Source organism: Shewanella sp. SM23 (assembly GCF_025654295.1).
GTDB classification, from domain to species: Bacteria; Pseudomonadota; Gammaproteobacteria; order Enterobacterales; family Shewanellaceae; genus Shewanella; species Shewanella oncorhynchi.
Genome location: NZ_JAKKRM010000009.1, coordinates 106,100 through 123,277, shown reverse-complemented (window position 1 = coordinate 123,277; position 17,178 = coordinate 106,100). Strand labels below are relative to the sequence as shown.

Below are 17,178 nucleotides of genomic sequence, written 5' to 3'. Positions count from 1 at the left end.
TCTCAGGATTTGCGCTCAGATAACGCCGCTTAGTGCGACTGCCGGTTAATGCTTGGCAGAGTTGTAAACCTTAGGGTTAGAGGAATCTTCCTTTGTTAATTCGAAAATTAAGTAAAGCAGCAATCGCGGCAGTAGCACTCATGCTCGCGGGTTGTGATGGCGGTGTGTTGGACCCTAAGGGCCAAATCGGTATCGATGAAAAACACCTGATTATCGTCGCCACCCTACTCATGCTCATTGTCGTTATCCCTGTGATTGCCATGACATTGTACTTCGCGTGGAAATACCGCGATGGCCGTGATCAGGAAATCTACGCGCCTAAATGGGCACACTCAACGGCGATTGAAACCGTAGTGTGGATAGTGCCGATTGTGATCGTGATAGTGCTCGGTGTGATCACTTGGGGTTCGACCCATGATCTTGATCCCTATAAACCTTTAGAACACGAAGCTAAACCCGTCACGGTTGAAGTAGTGTCGCTGGACTGGAAATGGTTATTCATTTACCCAGAACAAGGCGTGGCATCGGTCAATGAGTTGGCGTTCCCGGCCAATGTGCCGGTGAACTTTAAGATCACCTCTGACACTGCGATGAACTCCTTCTTCATCCCTCAGTTAGGCAGCCAGATTTATTCTATGGCGGGCATGACCACTAAATTGCATTTGATCGCTAACGAGCCAGGCACCTTCGACGGTATCTCGGCTAACTACAGCGGCGCTGGATTTGCGGGCATGAAGTTTAAAGCGATTGCCACTCAAACACCTGCTGACTTCGAGGCATGGGTTGCCAAGTTAAAACAACAGGGCAAGACATTGGACTCAGCGGCCTATGCCACACTGGCTAAACCGAGTGAATACAATCCAGTTGAATACTTTGGCTCAGTGAGCAAAGGGATGTTTGACCAAATCGTGATGCAATACATGCACATGGACTCACATGAGGGCATGAAAGGTCACGAAGGAATGGACATGCACGCAGGCATGGAACACATGGGCACTGAGCACACATCTGACATGGCAGACATGAAAGGTATGCACGACATGGCACATATGGCAGGCGAGCACGCGATGGAAAATACACAGAACATGGCCGACATGGATAGCTCAACACCTTCTGTACCGTCATTAACACAAGACTCATCCACAGAACCTTCATCATTAGAGCACTCATCCACTCACAAAGTGGAGGCGGAGTAATCATGTCATTTCTCGGTAAATTAAGCTTAGATGCGATTCCGTATCACGAGCCCATCATCATGGTGACCCTAGCGGTCGTCGCTGTGGTAGGTTTGTATATCGCAGCCTTGATCACTAAACACAAAAAATGGAGTGTACTCTGGAATAATTGGTTAACCTCAGTTGACCATAAACGCCTCGGTATCATGTACATAGTGTTGGCTTTGGTGATGCTCATTCGTGGCTTCTCCGATGCCATTATGATGCGTACCCAGCAAGCACTCGCCACCAACGGCGCCGCAGGTTATCTGCCGCCAGAACATTACGACCAGATCTTCACCGCCCACGGCGTGATCATGATTATCTTTATGGCGATGCCATTTATGATAGGTCTAATGAACTTAGTAGTGCCGCTGCAGATTGGCGCACGCGACGTTGCCTTCCCCTTCTTGAATAACCTCAGTTTCTGGCTGACCGCCTCTGGCGCTGTGCTGATCAATATTTCATTGGGTTTAGGTGAATTTGCTAAGACAGGTTGGGTGGCGTATCCCCCCCTCTCAGAGCTGGCTTACAGTCCGGGGGTTGGAGTCGATTACTATATCTGGGCACTGCAAATTTCAGGCATAGGGACGACCTTAACCGGGGTGAACTTTATCGCCACCGTACTGAAGATGCGTGCCCCAGGCATGAAGCTGATGCAAATGCCAATCTTCACTTGGACTTGTACTTGGGCGAACATACTGATCGTCGCGTCATTCCCAATCTTAACCGCCGTGTTAGCCATGTTAACGCTCGACCGTTACATGGATTTCCACTTTTTCACCAATGACGGTGGCGGTAACGCCATGATGTATATCAACCTATTTTGGGCGTGGGGACATCCTGAGGTTTACATCCTGATTTTGCCTGCTTTTGGTATTTTCTCCGAGGTGATCTCAACCTTTACGGCTAAGCGTTTGTTCGGTTACACCTCTATGGTGTGGGCGAGCGGTGCGATTTCAATTTTAGGTTTCATCGTTTGGTTACACCACTTCTTCACTATGGGCTCAAGTGCCAACGTCAACGCTTTCTTCGGGGTGATGACTATGGTGATTGCGGTTCCAACCGGGGTGAAACTGTTTAACTGGTTGTTCACTATCTACCGTGGCCGCCTACGGTTAACTGTACCTGTGTTGTGGACGCTAGGCTTTATGGTGACTTTCACCATAGGCGGTATGACAGGTGTGCTATTAGCCTTACCGGGAGCCGATTACGTTCTACATAACAGTTTGTTTTTAATCGCGCATTTCCATAACACTATTATTGGTGGTGCGGTATTTGGTTACTTAGCTGGCTTTGCTTACTGGTTCCCGAAAGCGACAGGTTTCCACTTGAATGAACGTTTAGGTAAAGCGTCATTCTGGTGCTGGCAAATCGGTTTCTACGTGGCCTTTATGCCGCTGTACGTATTAGGCTTTATGGGTATGACGCGCCGAATTAGTCATACGGATAACCCAGCATGGAACCTGTGGATCTACTTAGCCGCCGTGGGTGCTTGCATCATCATGGTCGGTATCATTCTGCAGTTTATCCAACTGTACGTGAGTATCCGTGACCGCGACCAAAACCGCGATACTACGGGCGATCCATGGAATGGCCATACTTTAGAGTGGTCAACCGCTTCCCCACCGCAGTTCTATAACTTCGCTAAGCTGCCACAGGTTGCTGATATCGATGCCTTTACCGATGCGAAAGAAAAAGGCTTGGCTTATCAAGGCCTCAAACACTATCAGCCAATCCATATGCCGAAAAATACCTCAAGCGGTATCTTAATGGCGCTGGGGATCACTGCCGCGGGTTTTGCCGCTATTTGGCACATTCTCTGGTTAGCCATTGTGGGCTTAGTGGGCGCGTTTATCGTGTTCTTATTCCGTGCCTATAACAATGACGTCGACTATTACGTGCAACCCGATGAAGTGGCTCGCATTGAAAATGCCCACTTAAACAATGTAGTAAGGGGCTGATATGAGTATTGCAATCCCAGCAGATTTAGAAGTAGCTCACGCAGAAGATCATCACGAACACCATGATACGAGTGGCAACACTCTGTTTGGTTTTTGGATTTACCTGATGACCGACTGCATTTTGTTTGCCTCGGTTTTCGCAACCTATGCTGTGCTCTACATGAACACGGACGGTGGCGTTTCGGGTAAAGACATTTTCGAATTGGACTTTGTGCTGATCGAAACTGCCGCCCTGCTCGTTAGTAGTATTACCTATGGCATGGCGCTGATTTTTGCTAAACGCCATAACAAAGCCGCGACCTTGGCTTGGTTACTCGTCACCTTCGCCCTCGGTTGTGTGTTTATCGGGATGGAAGTCTATGAGTTCCATCACCTGATTGAACACGGCAATGGCCCACAGCGTAGCGCTTTCCTGTCGTCCTTCTTCACCCTTGTCGGTATGCACGGCTTGCACGTGACCGCAGGTCTGATTTGGATGGCGATTATGATGATTGAAGTGGCGAAAACCGGTTTAGGTCATCGCAGCATCACCCGCCTGAGCTGCTTAAGCCTGTTCTGGCATTTCCTCGACATAGTGTGGATTTGTGTATTCACGGTCGTGTATTTATTGGGAGCACTGTAATGAGCGCACATAGTCATACTGATAAGCATAGCCATGGCACTGACGATCTGGCCGCGAGCATTAAGTCATATCTAATGGGCTTTGTGCTGTCAGTGGTATTAACCGCCATTCCATTTTGGGCCGTAATGACCCATCACTTCGAGAAAGCGACCACCCTCAGCTTAGTGCTAGTGATGGCGATAGTGCAGATAGTGGTACATCTTAAGTACTTCTTGCACTTAGATTTCTCGAAAGAAGGCAAAGTAAATACCTTCTCCTTCCTGTTTACCGCCCTGATTATTGTCATGGTCGTCGGCCTGTCGGTGTGGATCATACTCGAAGCCAACGCTTTGATGATGTAACGAGAAACAGTCTATGCAAACACAAGACAGATTTATGTCACCGCAATGGAAAGCACGCTTCAAAGGGTATGTGCAGGTTACTAAGCCTGGCATCATTTTCGGGAATCTGATTTCCGTTGCTGGCGGTTTTTTATTAGCCGCCAAAGGCGACGTAAATTTGGTCTTGATGCTGGCGAGCTTAGTAGGATTGTCCTTGGTTGTAGCCTCGGGCTGCGCTGTCAATAACTGTATTGACCGTGATATCGACGCCAAAATGCAGCGAACCTGCAAACGCGTGACCGTCACGGGCGAAATTGCCGTGGGTAACGTACTTGCATTTGGACTCGCCTTAGGTGTGTTAGGCTTTAGCATCTTAGCCTTGTTTACCAATGCATTAGCCCTGCTATTTGCCGTTATTGGTTACATCGTTTATGTGGGGGTTTATAGCCTCTACATGAAACGTAACTCAGTGTATGGCACTTTGGTTGGCAGCTTCTCGGGCGCAGTACCGCCCGTGGTTGGCTATTGCAGCGTGACAGGGCAAATGGACATGGGTGCAGCTATTTTGCTGTTGATGTTCAGTCTATGGCAGATGCCACATTCCTATGCCATCGCGATTTTCCGTTTTAATGACTATGCGGCCGCTAATATTCCTGTGCTGCCGGTTGCAGAAGGCATGACCAAAGCAAAACTGCATATCGTGCTTTATATTGCCGTGTTCGCCTTAGTCAGTGCGCTGCTGCCACTCGCGGGTTATACAGGTATCGCCTTTATGGCAGTCACCTGCGCAACCAGCCTGTGGTGGCTTGCCATGGCATTAAAAGGTTATCGCCACGGCGTCGACATGCACCGCTGGGCTCGCCAAGTATTTGGTTTTTCAATCATCACTATTACGGCGCTCAGTGTGACTATGGCGCTCGACTTCCAAGTTGTGAGTCAGGCACCACTACTCACTTTAGTGAAGTAAACCCTAAGCTTTCAGCTAGTTGTCTAGTCCTGAAATAAGTTGATAATACAAAAGCGCTAACCAAGATTAGCGCTTTTTTTCTCTCCTAAAACAGCCCCTGATGCATCACTTCTAAGTGAACATCATTCGCCACCACATACCAGGCAGGCTCGTAAAGCCAGTCGTGTAGTGTTTTAACTCACCCTCTTTAAAGATCATAATGGTTGGCGTCGCCTGCAATGACCAATCACGGGCAATCTTGCTGTCACTATCGTTAATAGTGTCAAAGCCATAGCCTTGATGCTGAAGATATTTTCTCAGTTTCTCATCCTCCCCCGAATTCATGGCAACCGTCACCACGGGGTAATAGGCCGACATTTGATTGACTGCCGGGCTGACAAAATTACACACAGGGCACCAAGTGCCCCAGAAGTACACTAATACCGCCTGATCTTGGCTTAACTTGGCAATATCAAGTGCTTCCCCAGCCAACGTCGTCCCTTGGAGCTGCGGCAAATTATCCCGCGGGATATCTTTGCCGCGCCAGATGTCCATCACGCTGGTCACGATAAGAGCAATGAGCAGCCAAAGTGCCAGCTGCTTAATCCAGCCCAATATGCGTTTAGGTAAAGATGTCGAAACCTGTTCGGCGCTCATATTTTCAGTTTCCTTTGGCGGCATCTTAACTGCTCTTCTGCGTCTTATCTTTAGCGGCAATCGCGGCTTCGAGCTGCTCTTTTAACACTTCGTAAGGCACTAATCCGGGAATAAGCGTATCGGCCACTATCATACTTGGCGTGCCTCCTATGCCTAACTCATTCATTAAATTAACATTGTCATCGACCATTTTAGCCACGCGCGCATCTGTGTTGCCGACCCAACGCTCAGTTGCCGTCAGTTTAGCGACCTTAGCGATGGCGGCGGCATCGAGTCCACGCGGACTCGACATCAACATATCCTTCACCTTGAGATACTTTTCAGGCTCGTTTAACCAAACCGTTTGGGCAAAATCGACCGCCATTTTAGAGCCTTCGCCCTGCAGCGGCACCATTTTGACTATGATTTTTAACTGCGGAAATTCTTCAATCAGCTGGTTCAGCGAAGGCTCGATTTTCTTGCAGTATGGGCAGTTAAAATCGGTGAAGTACACCATCTCAATCTCAGGTGTCGCAGAGCCCTTCCACGGATCGCTTTTGGTCTCATACATGGCTTTATGGTGGGTCACTAGGCTCGTTTGCATGGCTGTATTGGCCCCCTCTTGCTCCCTTGCTTGCCACGCAATAATTGCTTCTCTCATTAGGTCAGGATCATTGATCAAGGCATCTTTAAGAATCGCTCGCACCTCTTGCTGCTGGGCCGCCGATAAACTGCTGTCTTTGGCATAGGTCATGGTGCTCACCGAAGGCAAGGAAACCACCAGCATTGCCATGGCGACACCCGAGACAGCAAACATCTGTAACTTGCGATGTTTGAATAAAGAGCTAAATTTCGACATTTGGGTGCCTCCAATGGCTTGAGTTTTCTGCATTGATTCAGTGTTGTTTTGTGCTTCAATTGTCTGTTTCATAATCGATTTCCATTGTCTTAAGTCAGAGTTATCCCTGACCTGAGTATTTGTTGAGTGCCACTCGACTCGCTATTGAATGAGACTCGCCAGTGATATTGCCGAGTGACATGTCCGAGTGAATGGCTGTTCGTTAGCGTTATTTCCCTTCCGCTACGGATGACTTTTCAGGGGACGCTGAGGCCTGCTCAATCGCAGCAAGCACAAGCTCAGTCGATAGAATTTCCGGCAGCTCAATCCCCTGCGGCGCACCCGGGCCATAAACCACGTTGAATGGCACCCCAAAACGATTATGGCTTTGCAGGTAGTGAGTAATGGGCTCAGAAGGCGTGGTCCAATCGCCCTTCATCGGCACAATATGCTGCTGTTGCAACAGGCTATAAACAGGGTCTTGCAAGATCACGCCAACTTTATTGGCCTTACAGGTGATACACCAATCGGCAGTCACATCGACAAATACTGTCTTGCCTTGTGCGACCTGCTGATTAATCAATGCTTGATCCAATGGCATCCAAGCAAGATCCGCAGGTAAAGGTTTAGCCCACTGGTTCGCCGTCATAAATGCAATAACCGCCGACAGTAAAATGCCGATACCTAAGCAGCTCACAATGGCAATCGCGCCATATTTTTTAGCCATAAACACCATAAATATCAGTGTAATAATGCCAGATAATGGCCACAGGTAGATTGTATCAATGAAGCTGGACAACAGGCTAATGAGCCATAAACTGGTGAGTAGCAACATGCCGGAGAAAAACACTTTGACTGTGTTCATCCAGCGACCGGGTTTAGGGAAATAACCCGCCACCTGCGGAAATGCCGCTACTATCAACCAAGGGAACGCCATACCCACGGCCAACGCGGTGAAGATGGCAAACAAGCTCAGTACATCGGCGCCCAAAGCGAAGGCGACCGCAGTACCCAAAAATGGTGCACTGCACGGTGTCGCCAGTAGCGTAGCAAACATGCCCTGTAAAAAGTGCCCGCTGTTATTATTGCCGCCCGTTGTCGCTAACTTGGTTTGCACGTTAGAGGGTAAGTTAATCTCAAATACACCTAACATATTGAATGCAAACACTGTGGTCACCAGCGCCATAAAGCCGATAAACCAAGGATTTTGGAACTGCACGCCCCAACCAATCGCTTGACCCGTGAGCTTAAGCATTAAGATAAAGCCAGCCAGTAACCAAAATGAGGCCAATATCCCCAGCGCTGATGCGATGAACTGTTGACGGATTTGATTACGCTTAAGATCAGGCGCAGCAACCACTGAACTGAGCTTCATGCCGAGTACTGGTAACACGCAAGGCATGACGTTTAAGATCAAACCACCGATAAGCGCTAACAAAATCATGCCAAATATCGAGGTGCTTTCTTGGGTAATCACCACAGGCTTAACTTCGGCGCAGTATTCCAACGCCCGCTCGCTATCGACGACAGTCATGTTCAGCGATTTACCTAAGACTTCAGGCTCGCCCAGCCAACTTTTACCGCTAAAAATACCGACCAATTGCTTGCCGTTAACATCGCTTTCACTCGGTTTTAAGCTCACTAGCTTAAATGTGGTATCTGGCTCGCCATCGATAATCACGGCTGGACTTTGCCAGTTGGCATCATTGAGTCTGACTTCAAGTTGACCTTTGGCGGCATCCCAACCCATTGTCATAGCAGGATTTTGGCCCTCTTGGGTCAACACTTTTTGTGGCACAAGCGACACGGCTTTGTTGTAAGCCAACATGGCATCGGTGTCCGCTTGCAGCGCATTGGGCGTGAAGTCGAGACTAATCTGATAATCCGTCAGTACACAGATAGTGGTACAAGTCGACAAGGTCACTTTGCCACGCAGCTGAGTTGGCGCAGCGATATCATCGACTTTTAGGGTTAATGGAAAGGTGGTATTCCCTTTATAACCAAAGGTTTGTAATCCCAATAATGAGAATTCCTCTGGCACAGGCCATCTCCAATCCACTTGCTGTAGATTGCGTGAGCCATCCCATTTTATCGTCGGCGCGATACCGCCTTCCCCAGGACTACGCCAATAGGTTTTCCAATCGCCCTCAAGTTGTACTTCAAGCACAGCGGGCAAAGTATTCGTTGCAGGATCAACCTCCCCCGTTAGCATAAAACGTACTTTGGCTGGCGGGTGATTATCATTAACCAACCACCCCGTCGATGCGGCCATTAGCGACGGACTCGTCACTATCAAGGCGAGTATCCAGAATCTGGTTAACATGGATTTTAATGTACTCATTTTGTCCCCCAAATATGCATTAACTGTTTGTTATTCAATTGCATATTAATCTCTTCGATATATCGTCAGCATTTGCCATTGCAATACTTAAGCGCTGTTAGACCAAGCTAAGTTAAACAAGACTCTGTGATGCTGCGTGCATGCTTACCTTGCTTCTAGGCCATATAAATATTGGCTAACGCTATGTTCTGGTTACCAATATCGTAATGGCTTAAGAAACATCAGCGTGATAGCAGGCTTAAGTTCAAGCAGTCAGATAGGGAGGTGTGATGTGTAAAATCGGATGTTCTGCAGCCGCTTAACTTTCTTTTCTACCGGCAAACTGGCGAGAAAAGTCAAATATTGACTGAGAGAAAGCATGCCTAAACAAACCCACCTATCAAATTGATAAATAAGTTTTTATTCTTGAAAGCGACAATGTGTGAGATGTATTCGCCTAGGTTTAGCTTGATAACCTTGTATGGGTAACAGTGTTATCACGCGGGAGGCGCGGGGAAGTAACGGCAGTAGGAACAGCAGGATAAGAAATGGGATGGTACTCGGAGTGTCGATACAGGTTCGGATCGATTTCTCAGACAATTCACATTTTTTAGGTTCACTTTTGACCAGCTCAGTACCCGCCGCTTGAGCATCGGCGTGGCTAGCCATATTGTTTGAAGCTGAACTGGCGTTTAAAGCTGAGTTGGCGCTAAAACCAGCACCAGAAAAAGACGTAGCCGACATCGCTTGCGCGCTCGACTCCTTGAGCAACAAGTTAAGTATTCCACTATTTTGAGTCAAACAGAACAAGGTCAGAATGGTAAACACCATCACGCCCCATAGGTTGCCTGTTTGCTTAGTCGATAACTTAGAAATTTGGATTTCCCTTCGTCTTATTCTTTGATAATAAAGATAAAAAATGAGTGTCTTTCAACAGATAGCTGAAGATAAGACCGGCGGATTGTAACAATAGTTCATCAACAAGCAAATTATTTTGCCTTGCCTGAGTCAAGCCATAGTCCACCATTTCAATAAAACCGCGCTTTGCTGACGGATAATTTGAGTAACAACGACCTAAGTTCTTACCATCATACTCAACAAGTTTTTATGCTCTAACATATTGATTCTGCATAACTAGCCACAGCTTAAGCAAAGCCCGCCAGAGTGACTCTTGTGCAGGCTTATTAATGACTGGAATCAAACTTTTTGCCTACTTTTGCCTAAAAGATAAATACAGACAAAGCTTATGCAGAAAACCCACCATCAATCATCAAACTCGCACCAGTGATATAGCCCGCTTCTGGACCCGCGATAAAGGCGACAAAGCTTGCGATCTCTTCGGCTTTACCAAAACGCCCTAGGGCGCCCATCGCTTTAACGGGCTCAGATGAATCACCGTTATCAGGGTTCATATCGGTATCCACAGGTCCAGGCTGAATATTGTTCACCGTAATAGCTCTTGGACCTAAATCCCGCGCGAGTCCTTTGGCCAAGCCGACTAAGGCCGATTTACTCATGCCGTAAATCGCACCACCTACAAACGGAATACGCTCAGCGTTCGTGCTACCGATATTGATGATCCGGCCGCCGTCATTCATGTGCAGCGCGGCTTCTTGACTGGCCACAAACACACTGCGCACATTAGTGTTAATTGTTCGCTCCCAGTCCTCTAACGTCAGGTTCTCGATGCTATCCCAAATCAACGTACCCGCATTATTGACCACTATATCTAAGCCACCGAAATGCGCTTTGGTCTCGCGGATGGCACGACGAATCGCCTCCGGCTCTGTGCTGTCGGCCTTAATGGCAATGGCTTGACCACCATGGGTGATAACTTCGTCAACAAGCAATTGTGATTGGGCTTCAGATGACACATAGGTAAAGGCAACTGCGGCGCCGTCACTCGCCAATCTTTTAACGATAGCAGCGCCGATACCACGACTACCACCTTGCACAAAAGCCACTTTACCTTGCAGATTATTTGACGATTTCATAGTTTGCTCACTCAATAGGAAGTTAAGGTTGATTGTATAGAAAAACCTTTTTAATCAATCACAAAATGGCGTTCGCCCGTTAGTTAACGCTCTTTTTCATACTGTGGTAGTAGCTTACGTGATTCACTTGCCATGATTAAGTCACTAAAATGACCTTCACTAAGTCCTATAAGGAATCAATTGCCGTGATAAATAATCAATTTGTTGAGATACGCCATTTCGTCACAGTTGCCCAGCTCGGCAGTTTTTCCTTAGCGGCGCAGGCGTTAGGCATGACTGGTTCGGCAGTTTTTCCTTAGCGGCGCAGGCGTTAGGCATGACTGGTTCGGCGCTCAGTAAAAGCATAGTGCGATTAGAAACCCGCTTAGGCACTAAGCTGCTGCACCGCACCACAAGGCGTGTGAGCTTAACCAATGATGGCGATTCATACCTCACAGATTGCCAAAATGCCATGGCAATCCTAGACAATGCACAGAGCCGACTCGGCAGCGAACAGCAAATTCCCTCAGGTCGAGTGCGAGTGGATTTACCTGTGACGTTTGGGCGGCGATATATACTGCCAACCCTATTATCGCTATCGCAAAAATATCCCAAGCTCGAGTTATCCATTACCTTTAACGATAGAGCGACTGACCTGTTCAATGATGGCATTGATTTGGCGGTGCGTGTCGGACAACTCGGCGACACTGTGGATTTAGTCGCCCGCAGATTAGGGGAACAACGCCGAGTGATCTGCGCGTCTCCCGCCTATTTCGCTCGACTTGGCACGCCACAAGGCAAAGAAGATCTCAGCCAGCACCAATGCATTGTCGGCTGGCCGCTTGGGCAGCAACATCGCTGGTTACTTAAAAATGAGGATGGGGTCACTGAGGCCTATGACATTCCAGTACGCCACGAAATCGCTGATTGCGAAGCCATTTTAGCGACCACACTGGCGGGAGTGGGTTTAGCGCAGGTGCCAATATGGTTGGTTGAGGACTATCTTAAAACTGGTGAACTTATCTCAGTACTGGACGAACTTGCCAGTGACGACACACCCATCCACCTAATTTGGCTTAAAACCCCTTACCTTCAACCCAAGCTACGGGTGATCATCGAAGAACTGGTCGACTTAGCGAAAGCGCCCAAAAGCAGATTTAAGGCAGGATAAGTAAAAGGCCTCGACTGAGCGAGACCTTTGACTTTGGGACTAACGGTTACTTGCTTTGATGTACGGATTGGTCATAGAGAGTGATCGCTTTGCTGAGCACGTCAAAATCCGCCGAACACAAATACCGCTTTAAGCTTTCAAACTTTTCGCCAGGCCAATCGTAGATTTTTAACGCCAGTAACTCAGTAATAACGTCTTTATCAAACCGATACTTGATTAATTGCGCGGGTGATCCCGCCACAATACTGTAGGGTTCGATATTTTGGGTGACAACACTATTTGCGGCAACAACCGCACCTTCACCTATCGTCACACCTGGCATCAACATACATCTCATGCCTAACCAAGCCCCATCACCAATATGAGTATCACCTTTGCCTACGTAGGCATCCTCGATGAAATCCATAAAGGGGTATAAACAAAACCAATCTGCTCTATGCGTATGATTTCCGCCCATTAAGATCACAACTTCGGCAGCGATACACACATAATTACCGATATAAAGTTTATCGATAGACCACTTAGGTTCCCACTCACGGCTCACTTCATCGCCATGAAGATATCTCACCGCTGCTCCCTCAAAGCCAGCATCCCAGCAATCACTGTAATAGCTATGCTGACCTTTGACTATGATATTGGGATTGGTGACCACCTCGTGCAATAACTGAACTTTTGACCAATGCTTGTTCCGCATTGCAAATCCTCTTTATAAACAAAATAGTTAATACGAAACATAATGTTATGAGAAGTTTCACATTAGAATAGTCAGTGAATACGCGGCTGTTTTAGCAGAGGAATGAGTTTCATATAAAAAATCACAAGTGGGTATAAAAAAAGAAAATAGCCCATAAAACTGAAATATCGGCATGGGCTAGCCGTTGTCACTGAAAGCATACAATGTTCGCGATGAGAAAAATCTTCGCTATTTCATCGCGGCTTTTACGTAGACATCGAAACGGTTTTTCTTGGTTTCAATAACCGTATTAGGTTTAACCCCATCCAAATCTTCGGCATAATCAGGGCGCTTAACGACGACACGTTTAGTTGCTAAAGCTAAAGCTGGGGTGAGTAAGCCATCGGCATCTAAATCGGCACCGACTAAGGATTGGAATACACGCATTTCTTTTTTAACAAGGGCCGATTTATCACGGTGGGGGTACATAGGATCGAGGTAAACCACATCCACCTCTTGTGCCAATTTCGATAGTGCTTCTAGGCTAGATCCATGAAATAGGCGCATCCGCTCACGCATCCAATCGCCAATTTCAGCATCTTGATAGGCGCGGCGTAAGCCATCTTCAAGTAATGCGGCAACCACAGGATGACGTTCAACCATAGTTACTGTACAACCAAGGCTTGCGAGCACAAATGCATCGCGCCCTAAACCCGCAGTGCCATCGACCACACTCGGTGTTACCCCTTGCTTTAATCCCACCGCTTTAGCGATAGATTGGCCACGACCGCCACCAAACTTACGTCTATGAGCGACGGCGCCAGTCACAAAATCCACCACTATGCCATCGAGCTTAGGCTCATCGCGTTTATGCAGTGATAAAGTATCTGATTCAAAACGCAATTCGAAGGTCGCATTCGCATCGTAGACGAGTTGCCAACGTGCACAAATATCCACAAGTGTTGGGTATTGCTGATTGAAAAAAATCGGGGTCACAGGCTGTCTTCTAACCAACGAAAATGATGGCCATTATGCCTAAAAATCTCGTTTATGAATATGCTAGTAAGCAAAACACATCACCAAGCTCATCACTGTATTAGCCAATTTGTCTCAGTGCGCCCTTAATAATTCAAACAAGTATCACACTGTAATATACTGATTTATAAAGGCGGCAATCTATTTGTATAACAGTTTAGTGATTTATGTTATATGTTACGTCCCCAGCCAACCTGCGTGACTTCCGTACGGGATAAGGACTTTTTTTGCTTCAATGGCTAAAAGGTTTTTTGTTTATCAGGGAGCAAGATTTTTTAAATCCTGACAAAACGATATTAAAAACCAGCTTATTGCGGATTATTCTGCTCAGTGGTGCCATCTTGACCACTAGCATAGTGCTGCATAGCTCTTTAATTGCGTATGAGTTAAACCTCACTTTCATTATCAGCATTACGGTCAGTTTTTTAACCGTACTATTCCTGTCTTTATGGTTTACGCGCAAATATTTACTCGTCAGCTCTATCAGCCTGCTGGCGATGGTTATTGCAGCCTGTTTATCTATGCTGTTGTTTATCCCTGACTTTAACTTATCGCAGGTAGGTATTACTTTCTTATATACCTTGCCCTTGATGGCGCTTTTCCTGTTTGGCAGAAAAGTCGCTTTTATTATGATGTGTTTCAACGTATTGCCTTTTTTACTGCTACTGCGTAACCAAAACCTGCCTCCCATTATCGATATTGATATCAGCCTACCTGCGACCCACGCTTATCTAAACGGTTTGCTGTTTATGTTTTTTAATATCTGCATCCCGTTGTCGGCGATGCGCCTGCTAAAAACCCAGAAAATCCATGCACAGCAAATGATCCAGCATCAAAATGCACTGCAACATACATTAGATCAATATGCTGAAATCTTTGAAAATAATGGTACAGCCTCCTTCTTCTGCAATGAGGATGGAGTCATTCTCAACCTGAATAATGCCGCGAGGGAAATCGCTGGAGAAGTCACACTAAACAGCACTCGCCTATGTGACATTTTTGAACTTACCGAAGATACCAGCACGAATTTACTGGCGGCCTCGTTTCCGACCCATTTAAAGAACAATAACAGCACTAAATATCTGCTGCAAAAAGCCTCATTACAGCACCATGATACTTTGTTGTTTCACTGCCACGATGTCACAGAACAGGCAAACCATGCGATTGAACTGAGTCGACTTAAAAAGCACCACATCAGCACGCATTTCTATGATTTAGTGACAGGATTACCCAACGAAAATCACTGGTATAACCCAGCGCCAAGCTTGATCCATCAGGAAATGACCGTAGCCTTAATCAAAATTGATAATCTTAGCCAAATTAATGCTGCTTTCGGTATCAGCGTCGGAGATGCCATCCTAAAAGCCTTTGCTATTGAACTCAAAAATCGCTTTGGTCATATCGCAAAAATATACCGATTTAGAGGAGCATCGTTTGCACTCGAGTTTACTAGCCTGCCGCTTATCTCCCCTGAAAACCTAGCGCTACAATTACGCGAGCGTATTCCAACAAACCTACAACTTAAGCAAGAACAACAGACTGAATATCATCTCGAGTGCAGAGTCGGTTGCAGCTCAGGTAATAAAGCCTCACCGCAGCAAGCCGCGGAGCAATGTTTAATTGCCATAAAACAAACCACCCAAGCTAGCCCAGTGATGGTGTATTACATTGGTTTGATTAACAATCTTCTCGAAGCTTCATCGCAAAAAGCCAGAATCCGTGACGCACTGAAACACAACCGCCTTGAAATGTGGCTGCAACCTAAAGTGATGGCCAATGGCCACATTACTAGCTTTGAAGCGCTAGCCAGAATGTTTGATGAAGACGGCACTATGATCATGCCGAACACTTTTATCCCCATCATAGAGTCATCTCAATTGCAGGCGATTTTTGCGATAAAAGTCTTCAGGCAATTACTACAACTGATCCGTTCTTGGCCTAAAAATGTGCCTCTGGTTAGGATTGCCTTTAATTTATCTGGGCAAGATATTCTGTCGGATCGCTTCTTTAAGGTGTTGATCCAAACCTATATGAATCATCCTGAACTCATCCCATTGTTGGAAATTGAAATTACTGAAACCTCTGTATTTTCAACCCATAAAGAAACAGGACGACGCTTAAACACCTTAGCTCGCATGGGGGTTTCTATCGCCATTGACGATTTTGGCACTGGCCATGCGTCATTAAGCCAGCTCATTGATATCAGTGCCGACACAATTAAAATCGACCGTTACTTTGTCAGTCAAATGGGCATTAGTGAACGCCATACCCAAATTGTTAACGCCGCCATCCTGTTAGCCAAGAGCTTAAAACTCAACGTCATTGCCGAAGGTATCGAAACCGAAGCCCAATTATTGCAACTCACTGCGCTAGGATGCGAACAATTTCAAGGTTATTTATTCGGTAAACCCGCACCAGCGAATCTCTGGCTGAAAACCTTTCAAATGCAAACCCCCACACATTGGTTTGCCAATAAAAAGAGCGCCAACTGAGGCATTAAATTTACGCCTAGAACCATCGCAGGTATAATTGCCGACTGGCATTTGCCTCTCTTTGCTATGTTTGCAAATTACTAGGATTACCCCATGTTAAGTTACCGTCATGGTTATCACGCTGGCAATTATGCCGATGTGTTGAAACACGCCATCTTGCTACAAACCTTGCAGCTGATGCACAAAAAAGACAAACCACTCGTGTATATCGATACCCACGCAGGTGCGGGTGGTTATGCTTTAAGCGATGAATTTGCACAGAAAACAGGTGAATACCTCGAAGGTGTAGCTAAGCTTTGGGATAAAACTGACCTACCACAATCACTGCAGGACTATGTCGCCGCCGTGCGCCATTTTAATGAAGAAAATCCAGACGAACTAAACTTCTACCCAGGTTCACCCGCCATTATCGACATGGAGCTAGGGCCTAAAGATCGCATGGTCTTGCACGAGCTGCACAGCACTGATTATGTGTTATTGGATGATTATTTCTGCGAAGACAGACAAGTTAAAGTGATCAAAGGTGATGGCTTAAAAGGCATTATCGCCGCAGTACCACCATTAGAGCGTCGTGCTCTGGTGCTAGTAGATCCTAGCTACGAGATGAAAACCGACTACCAAGATGTGGCCGAAACCCTGATAAAAGCGCACAAGCGTTTTGCTACGGGTGTGTTTATCCTGTGGTATCCAGTCGTAAATCGCGCTCAGACCGAAGGTATGTTATCGCGCCTAGCCAGCAGTGGCATTAAACGTCAGCTGAGAATTGAACAAGCCATTAAGCCCGATTCAGATGAATTTGGCATGACAGCGGCAGGATTATGGATCATCAATCCACCTTGGCAGTTAGACGAAATCGCAACTGAATTAATGGATTACTTGGGTAAAACACTTGGACAAGTGGACGGTGACATTACCGTAAAATGGGAAGTCGGCGAGTAACCTTCGACTCAAATGGCGGCGATGATCTCCGGATT

At 46.7% G+C, this 17,178-nt stretch carries 14 protein-coding genes and 1 pseudogene; 8 read left to right on the top strand and 7 right to left on the bottom strand.

Annotation, left to right across the window (positions count from 1 at the left end):
- The first annotated feature begins 92 nt into the window (after positions 1-92).
- The 5 genes from cyoA to cyoE are packed head-to-tail and all read left to right on the top strand — an operon-like array spanning position 93 to position 5,087.
- On the top strand, positions 93-1,196 hold the full coding sequence (cyoA, locus tag L5L98_RS12955; RefSeq protein WP_263141412.1) for a ubiquinol oxidase subunit II: 1,104 nt from the start codon (positions 93-95) through the stop codon (positions 1,194-1,196).
- Positions 1,197-1,198: 2 nt separating this feature from the next.
- Entirely contained in the window at positions 1,199-3,178 is a 1,980-nt protein-coding gene (cyoB, locus tag L5L98_RS12950) for a cytochrome o ubiquinol oxidase subunit I (RefSeq protein WP_173248333.1), read from the top strand.
- Position 3,179: 1 nt separating this feature from the next.
- Entirely contained in the window at positions 3,180-3,800 is a 621-nt protein-coding gene (gene cyoC, locus L5L98_RS12945; RefSeq protein WP_011787513.1) for a cytochrome o ubiquinol oxidase subunit III, read from the top strand.
- Positions 3,800-4,141: a cytochrome o ubiquinol oxidase subunit IV gene (cyoD, locus tag L5L98_RS12940; RefSeq protein ID WP_168826283.1), complete on the top strand. Its 342-nt coding sequence runs from the start codon at positions 3,800-3,802 to the stop codon at positions 4,139-4,141. The genes cyoC and cyoD overlap by 1 nt, the downstream gene beginning before the upstream one ends.
- 13 nt (positions 4,142-4,154) lie before the next feature.
- Positions 4,155-5,087: a heme o synthase gene (cyoE, locus tag L5L98_RS12935; RefSeq protein ID WP_263141405.1), complete on the top strand. Its 933-nt coding sequence runs from the start codon at positions 4,155-4,157 to the stop codon at positions 5,085-5,087.
- A 111-nt stretch (positions 5,088-5,198) separates the two neighbouring features.
- On the opposite strand, the gene L5L98_RS12930 is transcribed toward cyoE, so the two are convergent.
- The 5 genes from L5L98_RS12930 to L5L98_RS12910 form a co-directional block, all read right to left on the bottom strand.
- Positions 5,199-5,723 (bottom strand): protein disulfide oxidoreductase, encoded by a 525-nt coding sequence (locus L5L98_RS12930; RefSeq protein WP_219254368.1) that lies wholly within the window; start codon positions 5,721-5,723, stop codon positions 5,199-5,201.
- 25 nt (positions 5,724-5,748) lie between these two features.
- Complete coding sequence (locus tag L5L98_RS12925; RefSeq protein ID WP_263141402.1) at positions 5,749-6,633, bottom strand: DsbA family protein; 885 nt, start codon at positions 6,631-6,633, stop codon at positions 5,749-5,751.
- A 136-nt stretch (positions 6,634-6,769) separates the two neighbouring features.
- The gene (locus L5L98_RS12920) at positions 6,770-8,881 is read right to left on the bottom strand and encodes a protein-disulfide reductase DsbD family protein (RefSeq protein ID WP_263141401.1); all 2,112 of its coding nucleotides are present in this window, start codon (positions 8,879-8,881) and stop codon (positions 6,770-6,772) included.
- A gap of 399 nt (positions 8,882-9,280) precedes the next feature.
- Positions 9,281-9,691 carry a hypothetical protein gene (locus L5L98_RS12915; RefSeq protein ID WP_212599483.1) on the bottom strand — a complete coding sequence of 137 codons (411 nt, stop codon included), beginning with the start codon at positions 9,689-9,691 and terminating at the stop codon, positions 9,281-9,283.
- Between the two features lie 413 nt (positions 9,692-10,104).
- Entirely contained in the window at positions 10,105-10,854 is a 750-nt protein-coding gene (locus L5L98_RS12910) for a 3-oxoacyl-ACP reductase family protein (RefSeq protein ID WP_263141399.1), read from the bottom strand.
- Positions 10,855-11,039: 185 nt separating this feature from the next.
- On the opposite strand from L5L98_RS12910, the pseudogene L5L98_RS12900 reads away from it, so the two are divergent.
- A pseudogene (locus L5L98_RS12900) lies at positions 11,040-12,004 on the top strand (LysR substrate-binding domain-containing protein).
- 46 nt (positions 12,005-12,050) lie between these two features.
- Here the strand turns inward: L5L98_RS12900 and L5L98_RS12895 are convergent.
- Positions 12,051-12,698, bottom strand: coding sequence for a CatB-related O-acetyltransferase (locus tag L5L98_RS12895; protein WP_263141391.1), 648 nt, complete (start codon positions 12,696-12,698; stop codon positions 12,051-12,053).
- 228 nt (positions 12,699-12,926) lie between these two features.
- Positions 12,927-13,673 carry a class I SAM-dependent methyltransferase gene (locus L5L98_RS12890; RefSeq protein WP_063882138.1) on the bottom strand — a complete coding sequence of 249 codons (747 nt, stop codon included), beginning with the start codon at positions 13,671-13,673 and terminating at the stop codon, positions 12,927-12,929.
- A gap of 266 nt (positions 13,674-13,939) precedes the next feature.
- On the opposite strand from L5L98_RS12890, the gene L5L98_RS12885 reads away from it, so the two are divergent.
- Positions 13,940-16,204, top strand: coding sequence for a GGDEF domain-containing phosphodiesterase (locus L5L98_RS12885; RefSeq protein ID WP_105250693.1), 2,265 nt, complete (start codon positions 13,940-13,942; stop codon positions 16,202-16,204).
- A gap of 93 nt (positions 16,205-16,297) precedes the next feature.
- On the top strand, positions 16,298-17,143 hold the full coding sequence (locus L5L98_RS12880) for a 23S rRNA (adenine(2030)-N(6))-methyltransferase RlmJ (protein ID WP_263141385.1): 846 nt from the start codon (positions 16,298-16,300) through the stop codon (positions 17,141-17,143).
- The last annotated feature ends 35 nt before the right edge of the window (positions 17,144-17,178 follow it).

Excerpts from the sequence above, each read along its gene's own strand:
- cyoB (WP_173248333.1), top strand. The coding sequence starts at position 1,199 with ATGTCATTTCTCGGTAAATTAAGCTTAGATGCGATTCCGTATCACGAG.
- cyoC (WP_011787513.1), top strand. The coding sequence starts at position 3,180 with ATGAGTATTGCAATCCCAGCAGATTTAGAAGTAGCTCACGCAGAAGAT.
- cyoD (WP_168826283.1), top strand. The coding sequence starts at position 3,800 with ATGAGCGCACATAGTCATACTGATAAGCATAGCCATGGCACTGACGAT.
- cyoE (WP_263141405.1), top strand. The coding sequence starts at position 4,155 with ATGCAAACACAAGACAGATTTATGTCACCGCAATGGAAAGCACGCTTC.
- L5L98_RS12930 (WP_219254368.1), bottom strand. The coding sequence starts at position 5,723 with ATGAGCGCCGAACAGGTTTCGACATCTTTACCTAAACGCATATTGGGC.
- L5L98_RS12925 (WP_263141402.1), bottom strand. The coding sequence starts at position 6,633 with ATGAAACAGACAATTGAAGCACAAAACAACACTGAATCAATGCAGAAA.
- L5L98_RS12920 (WP_263141401.1), bottom strand. The coding sequence starts at position 8,881 with ATGAGTACATTAAAATCCATGTTAACCAGATTCTGGATACTCGCCTTG.
- L5L98_RS12915 (WP_212599483.1), bottom strand. The coding sequence starts at position 9,691 with ATGGTGTTTACCATTCTGACCTTGTTCTGTTTGACTCAAAATAGTGGA.
- L5L98_RS12910 (WP_263141399.1), bottom strand. The coding sequence starts at position 10,854 with ATGAAATCGTCAAATAATCTGCAAGGTAAAGTGGCTTTTGTGCAAGGT.
- L5L98_RS12895 (WP_263141391.1), bottom strand. The coding sequence starts at position 12,698 with ATGCGGAACAAGCATTGGTCAAAAGTTCAGTTATTGCACGAGGTGGTC.
- L5L98_RS12880 (WP_263141385.1), top strand. The coding sequence starts at position 16,298 with ATGTTAAGTTACCGTCATGGTTATCACGCTGGCAATTATGCCGATGTG.